Source organism: Romboutsia sp. MSSM.1001216sp_RTP31141st1_G3_RTP31141_220114, assembly GCF_039031195.1.
Lineage (GTDB): Bacteria > Bacillota > Clostridia > Peptostreptococcales > Peptostreptococcaceae > Romboutsia_C > Romboutsia_C hominis.
Genome location: NZ_JBCIUO010000005.1, coordinates 140,313 through 160,872 on the forward strand (window position 1 = coordinate 140,313; position 20,560 = coordinate 160,872).

Sequence of the window (20,560 nt, forward strand, 5' to 3'; positions counted from 1 at the left end):
CTTCCATTAATTTTTTATTAGCTTTATAATATTTAAGATGTAAGGATGGTGATAAATTGATTAAATTAACAATCCCAGGTAGACCAATAAGTAAGTCTAATTTTAAACTTCACAACGTCCATGGTCAAGCATGGATGCCATCAAAAGGTAAACACTCTAAATATTTAGCCTATGAAAACATGATAGCAGGTTATATAAACCAACAATATGATGGAGAAACTATAGAAGAAGATTTAATAACTATTTTAAAATTATATTTCCCTAATAAACGTATGGGCGATTTACATAACTATCCTAAAAGTATATGTGATGGAATAGAAAAAAGTGGAATAATAAAAAATGATAAACAGTTAAAACCTGTATTATTATTTGATTTTATAGATAAAGAAAATCCTCGTGTTGAAATAGAACTTTATCCTGCTTCTGAATATGATGTTTCTTATAGCATTCTTAAAAAATAAATAGTAACATAAACTTTTTGATTTTTACTTTGATTATTTTTTCTAAAAACTATATAAGCTATAAGATTTTATATCTAAAAAGAGAACTTAATCTAAATTAAGTTCTCTTTTTATTAACCAAGTTTAGCGCATACTTCTTTTAACATTTCTCTTATTGGTAAATTATATGGACATTTAGTTTCACATAACCCACAATTTACACATTCATTAGCTTTACCAACTGTAGATGCATATCTTTCTTTTGCCCATTTTTTAAGGTTATATCTAGTATAATATCCTTCTAGTAAAAAATTGGCTGGGATATTTACTCCTACTGGACATGGTAAGCAATATTCACATCTTCTACAAAATCTTTTGCCTAATGTACTTTTTATTTCTTCTATTTTTTTATTGTCATCTTCATTTAATTCTAGATTATTAAGTACCGCACTATTTTGCTTTACCTGCTCTATACTTTCCATACCTGGTATAGCAACATCAATATAATCTTTTGATAATATATACTTAATAGCTAAAGTTGCATCATCTAGTGCTCCTCCTGCTAAAGGTTTCATTACTATTATTCCTATACCCTTCTCATTAGCTTTTTTAAATACTTCATCTGCTTGATTCTCAACTATATTATAAGGAAACTGTATAGTTTCAAATTTATCATTTTCAACTACCTTTTCTATAGTTTCTAAACTATGGCTAGTTATTCCTATATGTTTTATTTTTCCTTCTTTTTTAGCTTCTAACAAAGCTTTATATGCTTTATTATCTGCAAATATTTCATCATATTCTTCACTTTTTACATTGTGTAGTTGATATAAATCTATATAATCTGTTTTTAAGTTCTTAAGACTTATTTCTATATCATTTTTCATAGCCTCATAGTCTCTAGACATACTCTTTGTGGCTATAAAAAATTTTTCTCTTTTTTCTTCAATTGCATTTCCTATATACTCTTCACTAACTGTATATCCTCTAGCTGTATCTATAAAGTTTATTCCTTGTTCTTCAAGTTCATTTATTACTTTATTAGTCTCTTCTTGGGTAATTCTTTGTATAGGTATTCCCCCAAATCCTACTCTTTTAACCTTCATATTAGTTTTACCTAATTCTCTCAATCTACTTCCCTCCACTTAAACTTTACTATTTAGTTTCTATTATATCCCTTAGCATTTTTATTTCTTTTTTATGACCTTCATCTTCAAGAGGTGTTTCTAAGAAAAATGGTAAATCCTTTATCTTTGGATGTGTCATAAAATTAATAATAGCATCTAATCCTATTTTACCTTCTCCTATTACTGAATGTCTATCTTTCTTTTCACCAAATCCCATCATACTATCATTTAAATGTATTGTTTTCAATCTATCTAATCCTATGATTTCATCAAATTGATTTAAAACTTCATCTAAGTTATTTACTATATCATATCCTGCTGAGAATATATGGCAAGTGTCTAAACATACCCCTAGTTTTTCATTATGTTCTACACCATCTATAATTCTTTTTATTTGTTCAAACTCAAATCCTATTTCAGTACCTTTTCCAGACATAGTTTCTAAAAGAACTGTTATATTTTCATTTCCTGTTAAGGCTTCATTTAGTGCTGCTATTATCTTATTTATTCCAGCATCAATCCCTACACCAACATGGCTGCCTGGATGGAAACATATATACTCTATTCCTAAAGAATCCATTCTTTCTATATCTTCTTTTATGACTTTTCTTCCAAATTCATATACATCATCTTTAGCAGCTGCCAAGTTCATAGTATATGGTGCATGTGCCAATAATGGGCCAAAGTTATTTTCTTTTCTTATTTCTTGAAAGTTTGCTATATCTTTTGTATCAAATTCTCTGGCATTTCCTCCTCTTGGATTTCTACTAAAGAATTGAAATGTGTTAGCTCCTATTTCGACTGCTGTTTTTGCAGCTTTTGCATATCCTTTTGCTATCGATATATGTGGTCCTATTATAATCATATTTACTCTCCTTATGTCTTTTATCATATTTTGATTTATTTTATATTTTAATTATACCCAAAAAAATAAGTATCAACAAAGGTCGATACTTATTATATGCTAATCGCTTCTTCTACTGGTATTGCCAATACTGATATGTTATATCCTATTTCATTTTCATCAGTATTTCTAGAATCTACGATTTCTTGTATTTTTATCTTAATTGCATTATTTAACTCTATAAGTTCACTTTCCGTCAGTGATATATTTTGATATTCAACTATACTTTCATCAAGCAACCTATTTCCCTCTGCTGCACTATAAAATAATTCGCTCATGTTTTCAAACTTAGATATACTAAGTTGTTCTTCATCTGTTAGTGAGAAGTTAAGAATTTTTTGCCCAATAACTATATTTTTTGCACTCGGGTAATAGTACTTCTCTACTATTCCAGATTTTATCTTTTCTTCTACTAACTCCAAAATTCCTACCTTATAAAGAGTTTTTATATGATAGTTAATTTTTGCATGAGGCTCATCTAATAATTGTGATAATTGCTTTGCTGATAGTGGTGATTTATCAAATGTTTTTAAAATGTCTATTCTTCTAGGATGTGCAATTGCTTTTATACATTCTAAGTCCCTAAGCACTAGTACTTCCTTCATTCCCCCACCCCTATAAAAAAATTGTTTTATTTATAAGATAATTATATATTAAGGACTTGTAGTTGTCAAAAAATTCTATAATTTAAAATATGTTAAGTTCTAACCTTTGAGATAATTCTTCTAGTATCTTTATACCAGCTATACTATTTCCCTTTTTATCTAGAGCTGGTCCGTATACTCCAATACCCATAGTATTTGGAACAGATGCTAGTATTCCTCCACCAACTCCTGATTTTGCAGGTATTCCAACTTTTATAGCAAACTCTCCTGATGCGTCATACATTCCACATGTAACCATAAATGTCTTAACTATCCTTGATACTTTTTCATCTATTATTCTTTCACCAGTTTCTATGTCTACACCATAAGATGCAAGATTAACTCCTATTCGTGCTAAATCTAATGTGTCAACTTCTATCGAACATTGTTTAAAGTATAAATCTAATAATTCTTCTACATCTCCTTGTATAAACCCGTCATTTCTTAAAAGATAAGCCATAGCTCTATTTCTATCTCCGGTCATTTTCTCTGACTTATACACATCATAATTTATTCCCAAGTTATCATTTTTAGCTAATTTTCTAAAGAACTTTAACATTCTTTCTTCTTTTTCTTCTAAACTAGCACCTTTTATTAAAGATGTAGTTACTATAGCACCTGCATTTATCATTGGATTACTTGGCTTTTTAGTATCATTTGTTTCTAATTTCATTATTGAGTTAAATGGATCACCACTAGGTTCTTTACCTACTTTAGAAAAAACATATTGCCAGTCATTATCCATCAACGCCATCGCAAGAACAACTATTTTAGATACACTTTGAATCGTAAATTTAGTATCCCAATTACCAGCTTTATATATGTTGTTATCTTTATCTATTACACATATACCTAGATCATCTCTTTTGGCTTTCTTTAATTCTGGTATGTATCCTGCTACCTGTCCATAATTTGTATATTTCCTATTTGAATTTAATACTTCTTCAAGAATCTTTTCCATACTTCTCCTCCTAATTTAATTACGTTTCCAAATGTCTAATAAATATATAATACAGAAACCCCTGATATTCTGTCAACATCAGGGGTTTTATAGTATTAATCAACTATTTTACTTCCACCTACAAACTCTCTCAATATTGATGTTGGTGGTATATCTGATATGTCTGATAACTCAACAAAATATTGAAGAAACTTTAAAAGTCTATTAGCTTCTATATATGAACTATTTTCCTTATCAATTTCCTCTAGTAATGGTTTTGCGTACTTTTTCAATACTGCTAATTCATAAATACATGCAGAGTTAAATATTATATCCGCTTCCTCTTGATATGGGAATATATTTTTCTTCTCTCCACGTCTTACTGATTCCCACTGCATTATTGTCTTTTCTGCGCTATAACCTCTAAAATTATAATCTCTAACCATTCTTCTTATTAACCTTAAATCCGTTGTAGGTATTCTATTATGGTCATCTAAATTAATTTGAGTTAGGGCACTTATATAAATTTTAAATTTATCTTCATCTGGTATTGATGATGTTAGCATAGGATTTAATCCATGTATTCCTTCTAATATTATTGGCTGATTTTCTTTTATTTTTAACTTCTTTCCTTTTTCTTCTCTTATTCCTAATTTAAAATTAAACTTAGGTAAACTTATTTCCTTACCTTCTAGTAAATCTTTTAAATCTTTATTAAATCTCTCTAAATCTATTGCATATATAGACTCAAAATCATAATTTCCAAATTCATCTAGTGGAGTATGCTCTCTATTAACAAAGTAATCATCTAAAGATATTGATACAGGATTTAGATTATTGACTCTAAGATGTATTGATAATCTATGAGCAAAACTTGTTTTACCTGATGATGAAGGAGCTGCTATTAATATAACTCTCTTATTTTTTTCTTTTATAATATCTGCTATTTGAGATAATTTTTTCTCATGTAGAGCTTCTACTGTTCTTATAATTTCTCCATACTCTTTTCTTTCTATTACCTCATTAAGTGTAGTTACTTTACTTACTCCCATAAGCTTTGACCAATTCTCCGCTTCATGATATACACTCGATAACTTAGGCTGTTCTTTAAATTTAGTTGGTATATTTTTATTTTCTTCACTTGGACCTAATACTATTATTCCATTTTTATATGGTTTTAAATCAAATGTCTTTATATATCCCGTAGATGGTAACATATATCCATAGAAATGATTTATATGATTGTTACACTTATATATCTTTACATCATCATGTTCCTTGTATTTAAGAAGCTCTGCTTTCTCATACATTTTATTATCTTTAAATATTTTTATTGCTTCTTCTTTATTAGTGTCTATTCTTTCTATTTTATAATTAGACTCTATTATATCTTTCATTTTTTTGTTTATAGCTTCTACATCTTTCTCTATCAATTCTCCATCTTTATGAACTTCACAATATAATCCCTTTGATAGAGAATGTTCTATTACTACTCGACAATCTTTAAATACTTCGTTACAAGCCATTATAAATATAAATGACACAGTTCTAAAGTATACTCTTAATCCATCTTCGCTAGTTGTATCTAAAAAACTTAATTTACAGTCTTTGTTTATACTATAATTTAATTCTCTTAGTTTGTTGTCTATAACTCCTAATGTTATGTATCCTTTATAGTCTTTATCTATTTCTTTTACTATACTTTCTAGTTTTACTCCTGGAGAATCTTTTTCTATTTTATAAACTTTTTCATTTCCTTCTACATTGATAGTTATATTTTTCATAGTAATCTCCTTTCTTTTATACTTAAAAAGAGGTATTTAAACCTCTTTTTTAATCTCTTTTATATATTCTATACTTTCCTTTATATCATGATATTTTATCTCTAATATTAAGAACTCTGGTTCTAAGTCAATGATAGTTTTAACTTCTTTTTTATCTAATATACCTTTATTTATCCCTATATGTATATCTTTCTTTCCATCATTGTCACTTAAATGAACTATTCTAATCTTGTTATGTAATTTGTCTATATAATTATCCCTATTGATTAGATTATGGCCTGTATCATAACAAAACCATAATTTTTCATTTTCTACTTTATTAAATATATATTCAAAATCATATAGTTTGTTACCTACATTTGATAAATCACCATTATTAGAATAAGTATTTTCTATTGATATATTAGCTTTCGTCTTATTTATAATATCATTTAACATACTACATGATATATCTAAATATTTTTCTCTATTTTTATCTAATCTATCAGATATAACATACCCTAGGTGAAGATTGTAGTAACAAATATTTAAATGTTTTAATTTATAGTTCATTTCTTCTACAAATCTTACCCAAGATTGTCTAATAAATTCTATATTCTCACACAAGTTTAACTCCATAGGTAAATGAATACTTAAAGATACATTTAATTCTTTAAGCTTGTCTATATATTTGTATATCTCATCACACTCATATAAGTTATCTATACCAAGTTCTATATGTTTTATTTCATCTATCTCTTTGCACAAATTTATTGCTTCATCAAGATTATATAATAATGCTGATATACCAATTTTCATGTAATTCACCTATTTTACAGTTCCTATTTTATTAAATGGATATAACCTTATCATTACCTTACCCATTATATTTTTTTCATTTACTAACCCGACATCTTCATATCTACTATCTAAACTCTTCTCTCTATTATCTCCCATTGCAAATACTTCACCCTTTGGAACTGTCATATCTATATATCCATCTGTATAATTATCATGTATATATGGTTCATCTAATAACTTTCCATTTACATATACTTTGGAATTTTCTATCTTAATATGATCTCCTCCGGTTGCTATAACTCTCTTTACTAAGTCTTTAGGTTTTCCATTGTCTTGAAGTAAATTCGTATGGAATACTATTATGTCTCCCTTTTTTGGCTCTCCTATTTTATAAGCCATTCTATTAATTATTAAATAATCATTTTCCTTTAAAGTAGGATACATAGATTCTCCCTTAACTAAAGTAGGTCTTATAAATTGAGTTATTATAAATGCAAAAATAAGAGCAGTAGCTATTACCTTAATCCACTCTATTGCTTCTTTTTTTAATTTTTCACTCATCCTAATAATCTCCTCCTAAATTTTAATTTAGTTAATAATTGGTGTAACTTCCTATCATTTGTATAGCCATCTCATTTATATTATCATATTTATCCATTTTTATACCTAAGTCTAGTAATTCACATGCTTTAACTAAGTCCTGAACTACTTCCATGGGATTGCCATATAACTCTTCAATATCTTCTTTGCTAACCCCTTTAAATCCATGTCCAACTGGGCTTTCATGTCTAATCTTAATTAAATTTTCTAGTCTTTCTCCATTTAATATATCAACAACCTTTTCCATTCTTTTTGTTTTTTTAATATACCTATTTATATAGTTAGTCACCCCAGTTATTAGATTTCCATTATATATATTATACTTCTTTTTTAATGTATATAGAATATTTTTCTTTGATACCATATAACCATGCATATTTACTTTATATTTTTTATTTTCCTTAGTACTTACAAATATATATTTAAATAATGCTTCCTTTAATCTATATAACCTTCCCAAAAAATCAATATACTCTTCATTAACAATTTGTATCTTCATATTTTCTATGAGCTCTGATAATATGTCTTCAGGTTCTCCATTTTCTAGATTTTCTAGGTTAGAAACCAATCTTTTTATCTCTCTTCTACTTAACATCTCACTGCTCATCTTTTTTAAACTTATCGATGCTTTTTTAAAGTCAAAGTTTATAGCATACTTAGATGATTCCATTAATAGGTATAGATCTCCTTCGACTATACCAACTTCTTCTAATACATCAATTACCGCATCATAATCATATCTTTGTAAAAATTTATATATAACATACTCTTTACTTTTATCTAATGGATTCATATTTCCCTCCTAGTTGTACCTCTTTTTAATACACATATGTTTATTATTAAACTAGAAGGTTTATATTATGTAAAAAAGCTCATATTAAATATAATATATTAAGGCTTTTTTGAATAATATATATAATAATTATATTTATCTATAAATTTAAAATAAGTGTGTCTACATATATACTATAAAAAGGTACTAAGTTATAACTTAGTACCTTTTTATAGCTACTTTAGTATTTTATTCTAAGACCTTTCGGATAGTGGTTTTTTAATACTCCATTGGATTCTTTTCCCCACCCTAGTGGTATATTTTCTACTGTTACTAATACCCATCCTCTACTTTGTCCTGTATTTATAATATTTCCTCTTAAATAATTTAATACTTCTTCATCTTGTATTGATAAATTCTCTGTATACTTAACTTGATTTGGCTTTAAATAATGAGACAATGCATGTGATGGCTCAAACCTATTTTTCTTTAGTATTCCCAAATGAAGTCCATATCTTAAAACTTTTAATTTTTTAGTTTCTGGACTTTCTTCTGGCAATAGATATAAATTTTCTCCTCTTATATCAAATTTATTTCCTATTGACTCATTTAAAAATTTCTTTTCAAATTCTCTAAAATCCTTTAATTCTGTATCTAATCTTTTAACTTTTAATTCTTTAGTTTTTATATCCTCTTCTTCATTTTTTTGTATTTTAGCTACAAAGTGACCTTCTCCTTTTATCTTGTGAGGCCATAATCTTTCCATCTCTATAAGCTTAGCATTTTCATATTCTTCTATAAACTCATTTATAACTGTTTCATTTTCTTCTTTCGCAAATGTACATGTAGAATATACTAACGTACCTCCATTTTTAAGCATCTCATATCCATCTCTTATTATTTCTCTTTGAATAGATTGACATTCTAATACTTTTGCATAGCTCCAATCACTTATAGCAACTTCATCTTTCCTAAACATTCCTTGCCCTGAACAAGGAGCATCTATTACTATTTTATCAAAGTATCCTCTAAATACCTTCTTTAGATTATTTGAGTCTGTATTTGTTATTATACAATTTTTAGCTCCAAATCTCTCTAGATTTTCTCCTAGTGCTTTTATTCTCATTGGGTTTATTTCATTTGATACTAATAATCCTGTATTATTTAGTTTTGATAGTATGTATGTTGATTTTCCTCCTGGAGCAGCACACATATCTAGAATTTTTTCACCTTCTTTAATATCCAACTTTGGCACAACACTCATAGCTGATGGTTCTTGTAAATAATATGCTCCTGCCTCATGTAGTGGATTTTTGCCGGGTCTATCTATATCTTCATCATAATAAAAGCCTTCATTTACCCAAGGTATTTGTTCTAGTTTAAATAAATTTAATTTATCTAAGTCATTTTTACTTATTTTTAATGTATTAACTCTAAGGCCGGTAGTTTTTTTATCATCATATGTTTTTATAAATTCATCATACTCATCTTTTAGTATTTCTTTCATATCACTTAAAAATCTTTCAGGTAGCTTTGTCAATTCTTATCGTCCTTCCTCGTTCTCTTTTTTCTTCTCTTAAATCTATTTTTTGAACTAATTATGTATTTATCTAATTTGTCTAAGTTTAATTTACATAAAAAAATTATATAAACCACAAACAATATAATAGACCATCTATACTCTATCATCAATATAAAATCAAAAACTCCATGTATTAAAATTGGTATTAAAACAGATAGTATTAAATATTCTCTTTTTTTAAATTTCTCTGTACTAAATTTATATTTAGATATATAGTATCCCATGGTTATTGCAAATAACATGTGAGCTGGTGTAGATATTATAGCTCTAATCAATCCAACCTCCATCACTGTGCTTTTATCTTCTTTTAAGATATATAATACATTTTCTAGTGTTGCAAATCCTAATGACAAAAACATGGAGTAAATAATTCCATCTAGTTTTTCATTAAAATATTTTTCTTTTAAAAGATTTGGAATCAATACAATTGCCTTTAATCCTTCCTCTGTCATACCTGCTACTATAAAAGATATATATATTATACTTGTATATCCTGTTAATATATCTAATTTCAATAATAAAAGCTCTACAATAAGAGCAATTATCCCCATAAATACTCCTAATAAAAAAAACTTTGCTAACCTATTTATAGGTTCTTTATCATATTTATCTTTTAGGTATATCCAAAATATATAAGCTATAGTTGGTGCTATGGCCAATGTAAATATATTTATGTTCATATAATCACTTCTTTCTTTTTTGTATAATCTATATTATTTCCATTTTCCTTAACAAAATAAGATGTTTATTCATACTATAAAATAATAAGATACTATTTTTAAGGGGTGATTGCATGCAAGATGGTTTCTTAACGGTTAGTGTTATAGATAGCAATACTAATCAACCAATAGAAAATGCTACTGTTAATATCTACTCTATTCCAGAGTCAGAGCAACGTTTAACTAAAGTTTACGAAAACTTAAAAACAGACTCTTCTGGTCAAATCACAGGTTTAACACTAGATGCTCCAGATGTAAATTATTCACTAGATCCTTCTTCACCTATAAGACCATATAGCATTTATTCTGTTGAGGTGTCTAAAGATGGTTATGAAACAGTTTTAATAGACGGTACGCAGATCTTAGCTACTGTAGAAGCTCGACAAACAGTTCCTGTTAATTTAAAAACTAGATCTAGAAATTCTTATTCCAGACAAAATGAACAAGTATTTGATATTCCAGACCATACCCTATATGGAGATTATCCGCCTAAAATCCCTGAAAGTAGTTTAAAACCTCTACCACCTCCTACTGGGTTTGTTGTTCTTGATAATCCAGTAGTTCCAGAATTTATAGTCGTTCATGATGGAATGCCTGAAGATACTTCAGCTCCTAACTATTGGATACCTTTTAAAGACTATATAAAAAACGTAGCTTCTTCTGAAATATATTCTACGTGGCCTGAACAAACTATTTATGCTAATGTAATAGCTATAGTTTCATTCACTTTAAATAGAGTATTTACTGAATGGTACAGAAATAAAGGCTATAGCTATACTATTACTTCTACTACTGCTTTTGACCATAAATTTATTAATAATAGAAACTTCTTTGATACTATTAATGTTGTAGTTGATGATATATTTAATACTTTTATAAAAAGACCACCTACCTCTAGACAGCCCCTTTTAGCTCAATATTGTGATGGTGTAAAATCTCAATGCCCAAATCAAATGACTCAATGGGGAAGTAAATACCTTGGAGATGAAGGTAAAGACTATGAAAGTATATTAAGATCATTTTATGGTGAGCAAATAATCTTTGAAAAAGCACCTATCGTAAGTGGTGTTCCTATATCTTTCCCTGGCCAAATTTTACAAGTAGGTTCTAATAATAACTATGTTAAAACTATTCAAAACCAACTTAATGCAATCTCTAATTCATACCCTCTAATACCTAAAGTTAAAGAAGATGGCATTTTTGGAGAATCTACTGCTGAGGCTGTTAAAGTATTTCAAGGAATTTTTGGCCTACCTAAAAATGGTATTGTTGATTTTAAAACATGGTACGAAATATCTAGAATATATGTAGCTGTAACTAAAATAGCTTCTTTAAATCCTACAATATAGATATAAAATATATTTCTAAATAATAAAAGCTTTACTGATTATGATCTAATTTTTATTAGATATAAATAGTAAAGCTTTTTATTATTATCTATTTTAGTATTTCTAAGTATTCTTCTTTTAACATATGACTTATTATACTATTATTTATTTTAAATTCTGGTATCCCTGCTGCAAATGGTGCAATTTTATATAAATCAAAGTAAATAACTATATTATTGTCCTCTATATAAAACTTATTGTCTTTTTCTATTGATTCAAATTGATATATACCTTCATACTCCTTATTATTTTTAACTAATTCCTCTATTTGCCTTCTAATCTCATTATTTATTACTTTTATATAATCTGAGTTTGGCTTAAATAAATCGCTTAATTTTAATATTCTTCCACTTCTCATGTCTATATTATAACTTATATCTTCATAGTCTTCATGAGCTCCTCCACTATATTGATGGTAAGTTACTTTTATACTTAATATATCATCACTATTTTTTTTAACTTCATAATCCACATTTGCAACAAATTTATCTTTTGATACATCAACATTATCAAAATAGTTTTTAGCGCTCTCATAAACTTTATTATAAAAATCCATTATATCTTTTCTAATTTTATAATTTAATTCTTTATCTATATCCTTATTTGAAGATATTATTATAGGAATATTTAATATACTATTTATATATTTATTATTTTGAGTAATTGTTTGCGTATCTACATTTGCAATTATATTTTTTGTGTTTATTGATTTTACTTTGTTATTAAAAACATCATATGGAACTTTAAATTCATATTCTCTCATCTTACCATCTTTATTTTGGTCCAATATTATTGATAATCCCCCGTCTACAATTATAAAATTAGTTTCCTTATCTATAATTACTAGATTTTTGTCTATATCTATTTTATTTTCATCTATAGTCTTATTTATATAAGATTTTATTAATTCTTTGTAGTTTTCATCTTCTCCTAAAAGATTATCTATATATATTCTTTGCCCTGTCTTTAAATCAAAAACATAACTTTCTTTGTTGGTTGAAAATTTATTTTTTCCACTTTTAGTTTCTTTTACTATAACTATATTGATTACATCTTTACTTTGAAACGCTAAATTATATTCTAATAATATATTAGTTTTTTGTTTATTATTTTGTAATTCTATATCTTGCCTCTTATGATTTATATAACTATTTATATTATTTCTGATAAAAGAATTAATGTACCTTTCAGCATTTTTATTATCACAATATAATTTAGGCATTCTAACTGTTATTGATAAATTTTTACATTCTATTTTACTTCTTTCTTCAGTAACCTTTACTGTTTTTATACTATCTACTATGTTAGCTTTTACTTTACTTGATATATCTACTAACTCAGTATTATATAAAAGTATTAAAGATAGTAATGCTATACATATTAATGACATAAATACTCTTATATTTCTTTTTTTATTCATTTATAATTCCTCCAAAACATAATTGCATTACTATGTTTTGAATTTATTATATTTTTATTCTACTAAAAACTTTTTAATTTTGATTTATTTGCCATTGCTAGTATAAGCCCTAGTGCTATAGATGCAAATGCAGACACTATAACTTGATATTGTGGTTCAAATAAAAATACAATCGTATGGCAAGGTATCCAGAAAAATGGTATAGTTTTTAACACTGTGAAATCAATGTACGTATACCAGTCGATTTTATTTGTTATATCTCTAAGACTTACTCTTCCTCCATTTTTATAATGTCTTATATCTATGTACGTATCTGTACACTTATGAAATAAAAATACTGCTGGTGATTGTAATATATTCATAATCGCACTTGTCAAAAATGCATGTGCAAAAATAGACTCTTTAAAAGGAAGCTTTCCCATCTCTTGAGCAGCCTCTACACCTTTAGAGAATACTGGCAATCCTAATGTTATAACAATACCTATTACACCCCAAATAATCGCTCTAAACATAACTCCATTTGGTTGCTTCCAGTACCCATAACTTATTCTCATACCTAGTAACTCTCCCATTGTAGCTAAGACCGCAAATTTAATAAATCCACTTACATATGGATACTCTCCTGTTACAGTAATGAATAAATCCCTACTAACTGGTATAACTAATATAAGTATCCAGATAAGAAGAATTCCTCCCCATATAAAATCCCCTTTTTTCATTAATGTCCCCCCTTGATATACTTTACATTTACTTAGTATATTTTCTTCATTAAGTATTAATACTCCTCTAATTTACACAATTTGCTATATCATAATTTGACTATATTAATACAACTTCATATATATTTAAAAATATATGACAAACTATCTTAAAGAATATAATCAATATACTTTTTATAAAATACAAAAGAGTATTGAATTTAATTCAATACCCTTTTGTATAAAAAAATATTTTACTTACTTTCTAATTTTTCGTATAAATCTATAAACTCTTCTGCTAACTGCTGAAAATTCATGGCATTCATCAAATGATCTTGTGCATGAACTAATAAAACACTCACTTCTGTTTTGCTTCCATTAGCCTCACCTTGTATAAGCTCTGTTTGGAATCTATGAGCTTTAGTTATTACTTCCTTAGAATTTTTCATAGTTTCTCTTGCTGCTTCTATATTCCCCTTTTTAGCTTGGGCTATTGCTTCAAAAGCTAATCCTTTTGCGTCCCCTGCATATCCTATTATGCCAAATGATATTTCAAATATTTTTTCATCCATTTAAAAAAACCTCCTAAATGTCCCTGTAACTACTCAATTCAAAATTATCATTTAAATACTTTTTAACTTCCTCTGATGTCAATATCTCATGCTCTTTTGTTCTTTGCATTGCATAAGATGTAGAGTTTAAAATATATGCATCTAAGTATGCTGGATGAGTCATTATATCTAAAGCGTCATATTCTTTTAAAGTATTTATATTCTTCTTAAAGTAATCAATTTCCACATTATCACTATAAAAAGTATCTAACATAGGTACTACTTTTGAATATTCTAGATTATATTCAAATCCACCTCTTATTGGTAACTTATACTTTTCTATTATCCTTTCAATAACTGGCTGTAGTTTCTTTAAAGTATGAACATGGTGATGACTATCAAGATGAGAAATTTCAGTGTATTTCTTTACTTTTTCTATTTGAGCACAAAGTTCTTCATAAATTTCATCTAAGCTCATCTTATCTATTACATCATTAGTGATTCGCCTAAAAAATCTTCCATTTCCGTCTACTAGGCTTTCCAAATTAGGAAGTACTGGTCTATTACAACTAATAATCATATGGACTCCACATGCCAAACCTGGATTTTCCTTTAAAAGTTTCATAGCATGCTCAAATCCTGGCATATTAGCCATAACTGTTGTAGATTTTACTACTCCTTCTTTATACGCTGATATTATCCCGTAATTTACAGCTTTACAATATCCAAAATCATCTGCATTTACTATAAGTTTAGTCATAAATTTCACCTACTTATTAAATTGAGGTAAGTACTCTTTATGAGCCTCTAACATCTCATCTAATATAGTTTTTGCTAAATCATCTGAAGGTATTAATGGGTTGATACAAAGTGCTAATAATGCACTTTCGTAATCTCCATATACGGCTGCTTTGGCTGCCAATATTTCAAAAGATTTTATATCACTTACTAAACCATCAGTACACTGCGGAAGATATCCCATTGATAAAGGTTTTGGTCCTTCGCTAGTTATTACACTACTAACTTCAACAGCTTGATCATCTCTAAAGTTTCTTATGGCTCCATTATTTAATGTATTAACTACTTGTATATCCCTTTTATCATTGTATATAGAACTTATTAAGTTACAAGCTGCATCACTATAATATGCTCCTCCCCTTTTCTCAAGTTGAGGTGGTTTTATGTCTAAACTTTCATCTTTATAAAGTTCAAATAGTTGCCCTTCTAATTCTTTAACAACTTGACCTCTTGCTTTACCTTTTTTAAATTCTTCTAATTCTTCATCTAGCATCTCTTTAGTTTTATAATAATATCTATGGTATGGACAAGGTATAGCACCTAAAGCTTTAACAAACTCTGGATTAAAATCTATTGCCTTTATATTTTCCATACTTATTTTAGAACTTACAAACTTATCTATTGCTTCCTTTGTGACATCTTTGCCATCCAAAATAACATTAAGCCCATATACCATATGATTAAGTCCAGCAAAATCCATATATATTCTATCACTTTCTACTTCAAATAACTTTGCAACTCCATTTCTAACACCTATAGGAACATTACATAATCCTACATAGTTTTTGAAGTTTGTGTATTTAAATACTGCTTCAGTTATTACACCTGTTGGATTTGTAAAATTTATTAACCATGCATTTGGACATAACTCTTCTATATCTTTTATTATATCTAGTATAACTGGTACAGTGCGAAGGGCTTTAAACAGCCCTCCTGCACCATTAGTTTCTTGACCTATTACTCCATGTGATAAAGGAATACTTTCATCTTTTATTCTAGCATCTAATAATCCAACTCTTAATTGAGTTGTTACAAAATCTGCACCTTTTAAAGCTTCTCTTCTATCTAATGTAAGGTTAATTTTAATATCTAATCCAGATTTTTTAATCATTCTCTTGGCAAGATTACCTACTATTTCTAATTTTTCTTTCCCTGCTTCTATATCTACAAGCCATAGTTCTTTAACTGGTAGCTCACTATATCTTTTTATAAATCCTTCTATTAATTCGGGGGTATAACTTGATCCTCCCCCTATTGTAACTATCTTAAGACCTTTTTTCATAATCTTCTACCACCCAATCTCTATGATTATTAACTAACCTTGTTGTTTAGCTAATCTTTTTTTTGCCATTCTTTCATCTGCAACTACAAATGGTAAATATATAACAACAGATATTATTAAGTTAACTGCTGCTAATGCTCCACCAGTCCAATGCCCTGTAGCCATTATTCCACTAAATATTGGAGGAGTTATCCAAGGAATTTTTGCCATTAAAACTGGTGCTACTATCCCACTGGATATAGCTAAGTATGAAGTTATTGTACATAATACTGGCGCTAGTACAAATGGAATCATGTATATTGGATTTAATACTATTGGCATACCAAATATCATAGGCTCACTTATATTGAAACATGCTGGTGGTCCACCTAAAGCTATCATTTCTTTACGTCTTCTACCTGCTATTATTAATGCTATTATTAATGCTATTATTAATCCAAGTATCATACCTGAACCACCTAAGTATACAAATGCATCTAAAAATGCTCCTGCAAATACATGGTAACCTTCTGTTGCTCCTGCTGATGCTAACTCAGCATTTTTACCACCTAATTCCATTAATATTGGCTCTACTGCAGGAAGTGCTATGTTTGCACCATGTAATCCAAATATCCATAAAACATGGATAAACAATACTGTAAACACAGCCCCTCCTAAAGAGTCAGCCATACCAGTTAAAGGTTTCGATAAATATGTTGATAATAAATCATTTATAAATAATCCGTTTGATAAAAGTTTTACTATTATACCTATTATACCTACTATAAATAACGCTATTACTCCTGGTAATAATTTTGCAAATGATCTAGAAACTGCTGGTGGTACACCATCTGGCATTTTTATAGTTAACCAAGTTACTTTAGATAATCTTACATAAATTTCTGTTGTTACTAGTGCTACTACCATAGCAGTAAATAGTGCATTAGTTGACACATAACCCCAAGGTATAAACCCCCACCCTGAAACTGCCTCTCCTGCCTCAGTTACTATGTCTGCAGTTTGAGGAGATAACACTAAAAATCCACATAATGCTAGAAGTCCTGCTTGTAAACCATTTGCTTCATATGATTTTGCTAAAGAATAGGCTACTGACACAGCTAAAAATAATGACATCATTGCAAGTGATCCCCACCATAAATCGCCTCCAAGTGCAGATATTTGTTGACCAACTGTAGTGTTAGCTAACATATCTTGGTAAGGTTTTAATGGTAAGTTTTTTATAAGTGATCCAAATGCCCCAACCATAGTTACTGGTATCATAGCAATGAAACCATCTCTTATTGCTACTAAGTGTCTTTGTGAGCCAACCTTAGATGCTATTGGAACTAAATGTCTTTCCATAAAGTTCATTAATGCTTCCATTTTGATTATCCCCCTTTTTAATTTACTTTGAATTATATAACTCCATTGCTCTATCTAATACAGCTTTACCATTACATGTTCCATAGTGCATCATATTTATAACCTCTACTGGTACATTGTGTGGCTTAGCCATCTCTGTCGCTTTACCTAATATATATCTAACTTGCGGTCCTAATAATAAAACGTCACAATTTCCTATTTCCCTATCTAAGTTAACTTCTGATATAGCCCATATTTCTACCTCTATATCTTTTTCCTTCGCTGCAGCCTCCATTTTTGTAACTAGTAAACTAGTTGACATCCCCGCTGAACAAGCTAACATTATTTTTACCATTTTTTGTACCTCCCCAAAATATATTTTATTAAAATTTAAATGTCTATACATTTATTATGTATTAAATGTATAGACATTTCAAGAAAACATTTTCACACTATATGTATTTTTATTTAGATATAGCGTTAACGGTTAAAGTATAACCATAATGGTATGTATGAGAGTATTCAAATGCTTCACCGTTATCAAGTCTGCAAACTTGCTTTATATATAATAACGGTTCTTTTCTATCCAATTTTAGATTTTCTTCTAACTCATCATTAGATATGACAGCCTCTACTTCTCTTTCTGATATAGCTATCTTACGTCCGCTAACTTCTTCAACATATTCATATAAAGAACCCTTGCAGTGAGTTTCATTTATATTTGGAAATAGTTTATATGGCATATATGTAATCATATACGATAATCTTTTATCATTTGCTAGTCTAACTCTCTTTATCTCCCAAACATAATCACCTTCACTTATATTTAGCTTTTCAGAAATTTCATCATCTGCTTCTATTTTTTCTAAACTAACTAATATACTTGATACTTTATATCCTTTGCTATTCATCTCTTTTGTAAAACCACTTATAGAAGATATATTGTCATATACCTTACTTCCTAAAACTATACTTCCTATACCCCTCCTCCTTGCTATATATCCTTCTTTAACTAGATTATTAAGTGCTGATCTAACAGTCATTCTTGTTACATTAAATTCTTCGCATAATTGATGTTCTGATGGTATTAAATCTCCTTGATTTAATTTTCCTGAATTAATTAATTCTTTTACATAGTTCTCTATTATTTTATATATAGGTTGACCCATAACTTTCCTCCCTCGGCTTTAAACATGAATTTATTGCCTATTTAATTGTATATACATTTAATAATATATTAATTTGTAACTTTTATAAACTCTTTTGATATAATTTTTATAATAACACTCCTTTATTATATCTTTTATATAGTCTTTGGTTAATATTTCAAATCAAATTATTCAAAGTATACAAAATTTTTAATTGTTTTACACTTAAAATAAGACCACCTAAATTTATAGGTAGTCTTATTGATATAATCTATATTAAGCTTTTTTTAACTTAACAACAGTTTCAACATGAGGTGTATTTGGGAACATATCCATACATTTAACTAATTCTACTTCGTATCCATAGTTTTTAAATTCAACTAAATCTAATACTAATGTCTTTGGATTACAAGATATATATATTATTTCCTTAGAATCAAATCCACATATATCTCTTATAGCATCTTTGTGTACACCTGGTCTTGGTGGGTCAACTATTATTAAATCTGGCTTTTCTTTTAATTTGTTTACTGTTTTAGCAACATCTCCTGCTATAAATTCACAGTTTGTTAAACCGTTTAATTTTGCATTTTGATTAGCAGCTGCTACAGCTTCTTCTATTATTTCTATACCATAAACTTTCTTAGCAGATCCTGCCATGACTTGTCCTATAGTACCAGTTCCACTGTATAAGTCAAATACTACCTTGTCACTGTGGTCTCCAACAAACTCTCTAGCTATAGAGTAAAGCTCTTCTGCTCCTTTAGTATTTGTTTGGAAGAATGAGAATGGAGATATTTTAAATTTTAACCCTAATATTTCTTCTTGTATATAATCTCTTCCATAAAGAACTCTTAATTCATCACAATTTACTGCATCTGCTAATCCATCATTTATAGTGTGTAGTATACTTACTAATTCTGCATCTAAACCTAAATTTAAAAGCATGTTTTTATACTCAGTCATATCAAAATCTAGTTGAGAAGATGTAACTATGTTTACCATCATCTCTTTAGTATTTATACCTTTTCTAACTACAAGGTTTCTTAAGTATCCTTTGTGATTAAATGTTCTGTAATATGGTATTTGCTTTTCATTAAAGTACTCTACAGTAGCTTTTAATATATTTATGAAGTCTTGGTCTACTAAATAACATCCATCAACAGTTATTATATCTATATGCTTTCCTTTTTTGTGAAGACCTAAAGATAGTGGACCATCTTTAACCTCATCTCCAAAAGTATATTCCATTTTATTTCTGTACATTCTTTGCTCAGGACTTCCTTGTATTCCTAAGAATTTGAATCCAAATAACTCTTGTTGTAAGAATAAATCCATTACTTGTCTTTCTTTTATTTGAAGTTGTTTTTCATAAGGAACTGATAATATACTACATCCTCCACATTGATTGAAATGTTTGCATGGCTCTTCTGTTTCTAGCGGTGAGTTTTCTAGAAGTTCTAGCATTTTAACTTCAGCTTTTTTACTTCTAGCTTTTTGGACTACTGCTTTAACTTTTTGTCCAGTTATTCCGCCCTTCATATATATATCTTTTCCATCATATAAACTTACAGAAGTTCCACCGAACTCCATTTTATCTATTTCAAACTCTATTATGTCTCTTCTTTTCACTAAAACTACC

General features: G+C 28.3%; 21 protein-coding genes. 2 read left to right on the forward strand and 19 right to left on the reverse strand.

The genetic code is table 11. The features are described 5' to 3' along the window. Window positions 1–56 precede the first annotated feature (56 nt). Window positions 57–461: a RusA family crossover junction endodeoxyribonuclease gene (locus ABCP60_RS09810; protein ID WP_092923441.1), complete on the forward strand. Its 405-nt coding sequence runs from the start codon at window positions 57–59 to the stop codon at window positions 459–461. 113 nt (window positions 462–574) lie between these two features. Here the strand turns inward: ABCP60_RS09810 and ABCP60_RS09815 are convergent, their stop codons facing one another. The 10 genes from ABCP60_RS09815 to ABCP60_RS09860 all read right to left on the reverse strand — a co-directional run bounded on the left by ABCP60_RS09815 (window position 575) and on the right by ABCP60_RS09860 (window position 10,253). Next, complete coding sequence (locus ABCP60_RS09815; protein WP_343101677.1) at window positions 575–1,570, reverse strand: aldo/keto reductase; 996 nt, start codon at window positions 1,568–1,570, stop codon at window positions 575–577. Between the two features lie 25 nt (window positions 1,571–1,595). Next, the gene (locus ABCP60_RS09820; RefSeq protein ID WP_343101678.1) at window positions 1,596–2,432 is read right to left on the reverse strand and encodes a deoxyribonuclease IV; all 837 of its coding nucleotides are present in this window, start codon (window positions 2,430–2,432) and stop codon (window positions 1,596–1,598) included. A 92-nt stretch (window positions 2,433–2,524) separates the two neighbouring features. After that, on the reverse strand, window positions 2,525–3,076 hold the full coding sequence (locus ABCP60_RS09825; RefSeq protein ID WP_092923432.1) for a transcriptional regulator: 552 nt from the start codon (window positions 3,074–3,076) through the stop codon (window positions 2,525–2,527). Window positions 3,077–3,158: 82 nt separating this feature from the next. Continuing rightward, the gene (gene glsA / locus ABCP60_RS09830) at window positions 3,159–4,076 is read right to left on the reverse strand and encodes a glutaminase A (RefSeq protein ID WP_092923429.1); all 918 of its coding nucleotides are present in this window, start codon (window positions 4,074–4,076) and stop codon (window positions 3,159–3,161) included. Between the two features lie 95 nt (window positions 4,077–4,171). After that, complete coding sequence (locus ABCP60_RS09835; RefSeq protein ID WP_092923426.1) at window positions 4,172–5,839, reverse strand: nucleoside kinase; 1,668 nt, start codon at window positions 5,837–5,839, stop codon at window positions 4,172–4,174. 36 nt (window positions 5,840–5,875) lie between these two features. Beyond that, window positions 5,876–6,637, reverse strand: coding sequence for a TIM barrel protein (locus tag ABCP60_RS09840; RefSeq protein ID WP_092923424.1), 762 nt, complete (start codon window positions 6,635–6,637; stop codon window positions 5,876–5,878). A 9-nt stretch (window positions 6,638–6,646) separates the two neighbouring features. Next, on the reverse strand, window positions 6,647–7,180 hold the full coding sequence (gene lepB / locus ABCP60_RS09845; RefSeq protein WP_092923421.1) for a signal peptidase I: 534 nt from the start codon (window positions 7,178–7,180) through the stop codon (window positions 6,647–6,649). Window positions 7,181–7,211: 31 nt separating this feature from the next. Then, window positions 7,212–8,012, reverse strand: a complete 801-nt coding sequence (locus tag ABCP60_RS09850) for a hypothetical protein (protein ID WP_092923418.1) — start codon at window positions 8,010–8,012, stop codon at window positions 7,212–7,214. A 220-nt stretch (window positions 8,013–8,232) separates the two neighbouring features. Continuing rightward, window positions 8,233–9,531, reverse strand: a complete 1,299-nt coding sequence (locus tag ABCP60_RS09855) for an RsmF rRNA methyltransferase first C-terminal domain-containing protein (RefSeq protein WP_166506031.1) — start codon at window positions 9,529–9,531, stop codon at window positions 8,233–8,235. Next, window positions 9,528–10,253 (reverse strand): PrsW family glutamic-type intramembrane protease, encoded by a 726-nt coding sequence (locus ABCP60_RS09860; protein ID WP_166506032.1) that lies wholly within the window; start codon window positions 10,251–10,253, stop codon window positions 9,528–9,530. The genes ABCP60_RS09855 and ABCP60_RS09860 overlap by 4 nt, the downstream gene beginning before the upstream one ends. Window positions 10,254–10,366: 113 nt before the next feature. Between ABCP60_RS09860 and sleC the strand changes: the two genes are divergently transcribed. Further along, entirely contained in the window at window positions 10,367–11,641 is a 1,275-nt protein-coding gene (gene sleC, locus ABCP60_RS09865; RefSeq protein WP_092923409.1) for a spore cortex-lytic germination protein SleC, read from the forward strand. A gap of 88 nt (window positions 11,642–11,729) precedes the next feature. On the opposite strand, the gene ABCP60_RS09870 is transcribed toward sleC, so the two are convergent. The 9 genes from ABCP60_RS09870 to rlmD all read right to left on the reverse strand — a co-directional run bounded on the left by ABCP60_RS09870 (window position 11,730) and on the right by rlmD (window position 20,550). Then, complete coding sequence (locus ABCP60_RS09870; protein ID WP_195581619.1) at window positions 11,730–13,100, reverse strand: DUF3298 and DUF4163 domain-containing protein; 1,371 nt, start codon at window positions 13,098–13,100, stop codon at window positions 11,730–11,732. Between the two features lie 62 nt (window positions 13,101–13,162). Continuing rightward, entirely contained in the window at window positions 13,163–13,819 is a 657-nt protein-coding gene (locus tag ABCP60_RS09875; RefSeq protein ID WP_092923403.1) for a hypothetical protein, read from the reverse strand. A gap of 233 nt (window positions 13,820–14,052) precedes the next feature. Beyond that, window positions 14,053–14,370: a PTS lactose/cellobiose transporter subunit IIA gene (locus tag ABCP60_RS09880; protein WP_092923400.1), complete on the reverse strand. Its 318-nt coding sequence runs from the start codon at window positions 14,368–14,370 to the stop codon at window positions 14,053–14,055. A 13-nt stretch (window positions 14,371–14,383) separates the two neighbouring features. Further along, window positions 14,384–15,109 (reverse strand): chitin disaccharide deacetylase, encoded by a 726-nt coding sequence (chbG, locus tag ABCP60_RS09885; RefSeq protein ID WP_343101679.1) that lies wholly within the window; start codon window positions 15,107–15,109, stop codon window positions 14,384–14,386. A gap of 9 nt (window positions 15,110–15,118) precedes the next feature. Beyond that, window positions 15,119–16,429 (reverse strand): 6-phospho-beta-glucosidase, encoded by a 1,311-nt coding sequence (locus tag ABCP60_RS09890; protein WP_166506035.1) that lies wholly within the window; start codon window positions 16,427–16,429, stop codon window positions 15,119–15,121. Window positions 16,430–16,462: 33 nt separating this feature from the next. Continuing rightward, complete coding sequence (locus tag ABCP60_RS09895; protein ID WP_343101680.1) at window positions 16,463–17,791, reverse strand: PTS transporter subunit EIIC; 1,329 nt, start codon at window positions 17,789–17,791, stop codon at window positions 16,463–16,465. 22 nt (window positions 17,792–17,813) lie between these two features. Then, window positions 17,814–18,125 (reverse strand): PTS sugar transporter subunit IIB, encoded by a 312-nt coding sequence (locus tag ABCP60_RS09900; protein WP_343101681.1) that lies wholly within the window; start codon window positions 18,123–18,125, stop codon window positions 17,814–17,816. A gap of 109 nt (window positions 18,126–18,234) precedes the next feature. Continuing rightward, window positions 18,235–18,939: a GntR family transcriptional regulator gene (locus ABCP60_RS09905; RefSeq protein ID WP_343101682.1), complete on the reverse strand. Its 705-nt coding sequence runs from the start codon at window positions 18,937–18,939 to the stop codon at window positions 18,235–18,237. Between the two features lie 255 nt (window positions 18,940–19,194). Beyond that, window positions 19,195–20,550, reverse strand: coding sequence for a 23S rRNA (uracil(1939)-C(5))-methyltransferase RlmD (gene rlmD / locus ABCP60_RS09910; protein ID WP_343101683.1), 1,356 nt, complete (start codon window positions 20,548–20,550; stop codon window positions 19,195–19,197). Window positions 20,551–20,560 lie beyond the last annotated feature (10 nt).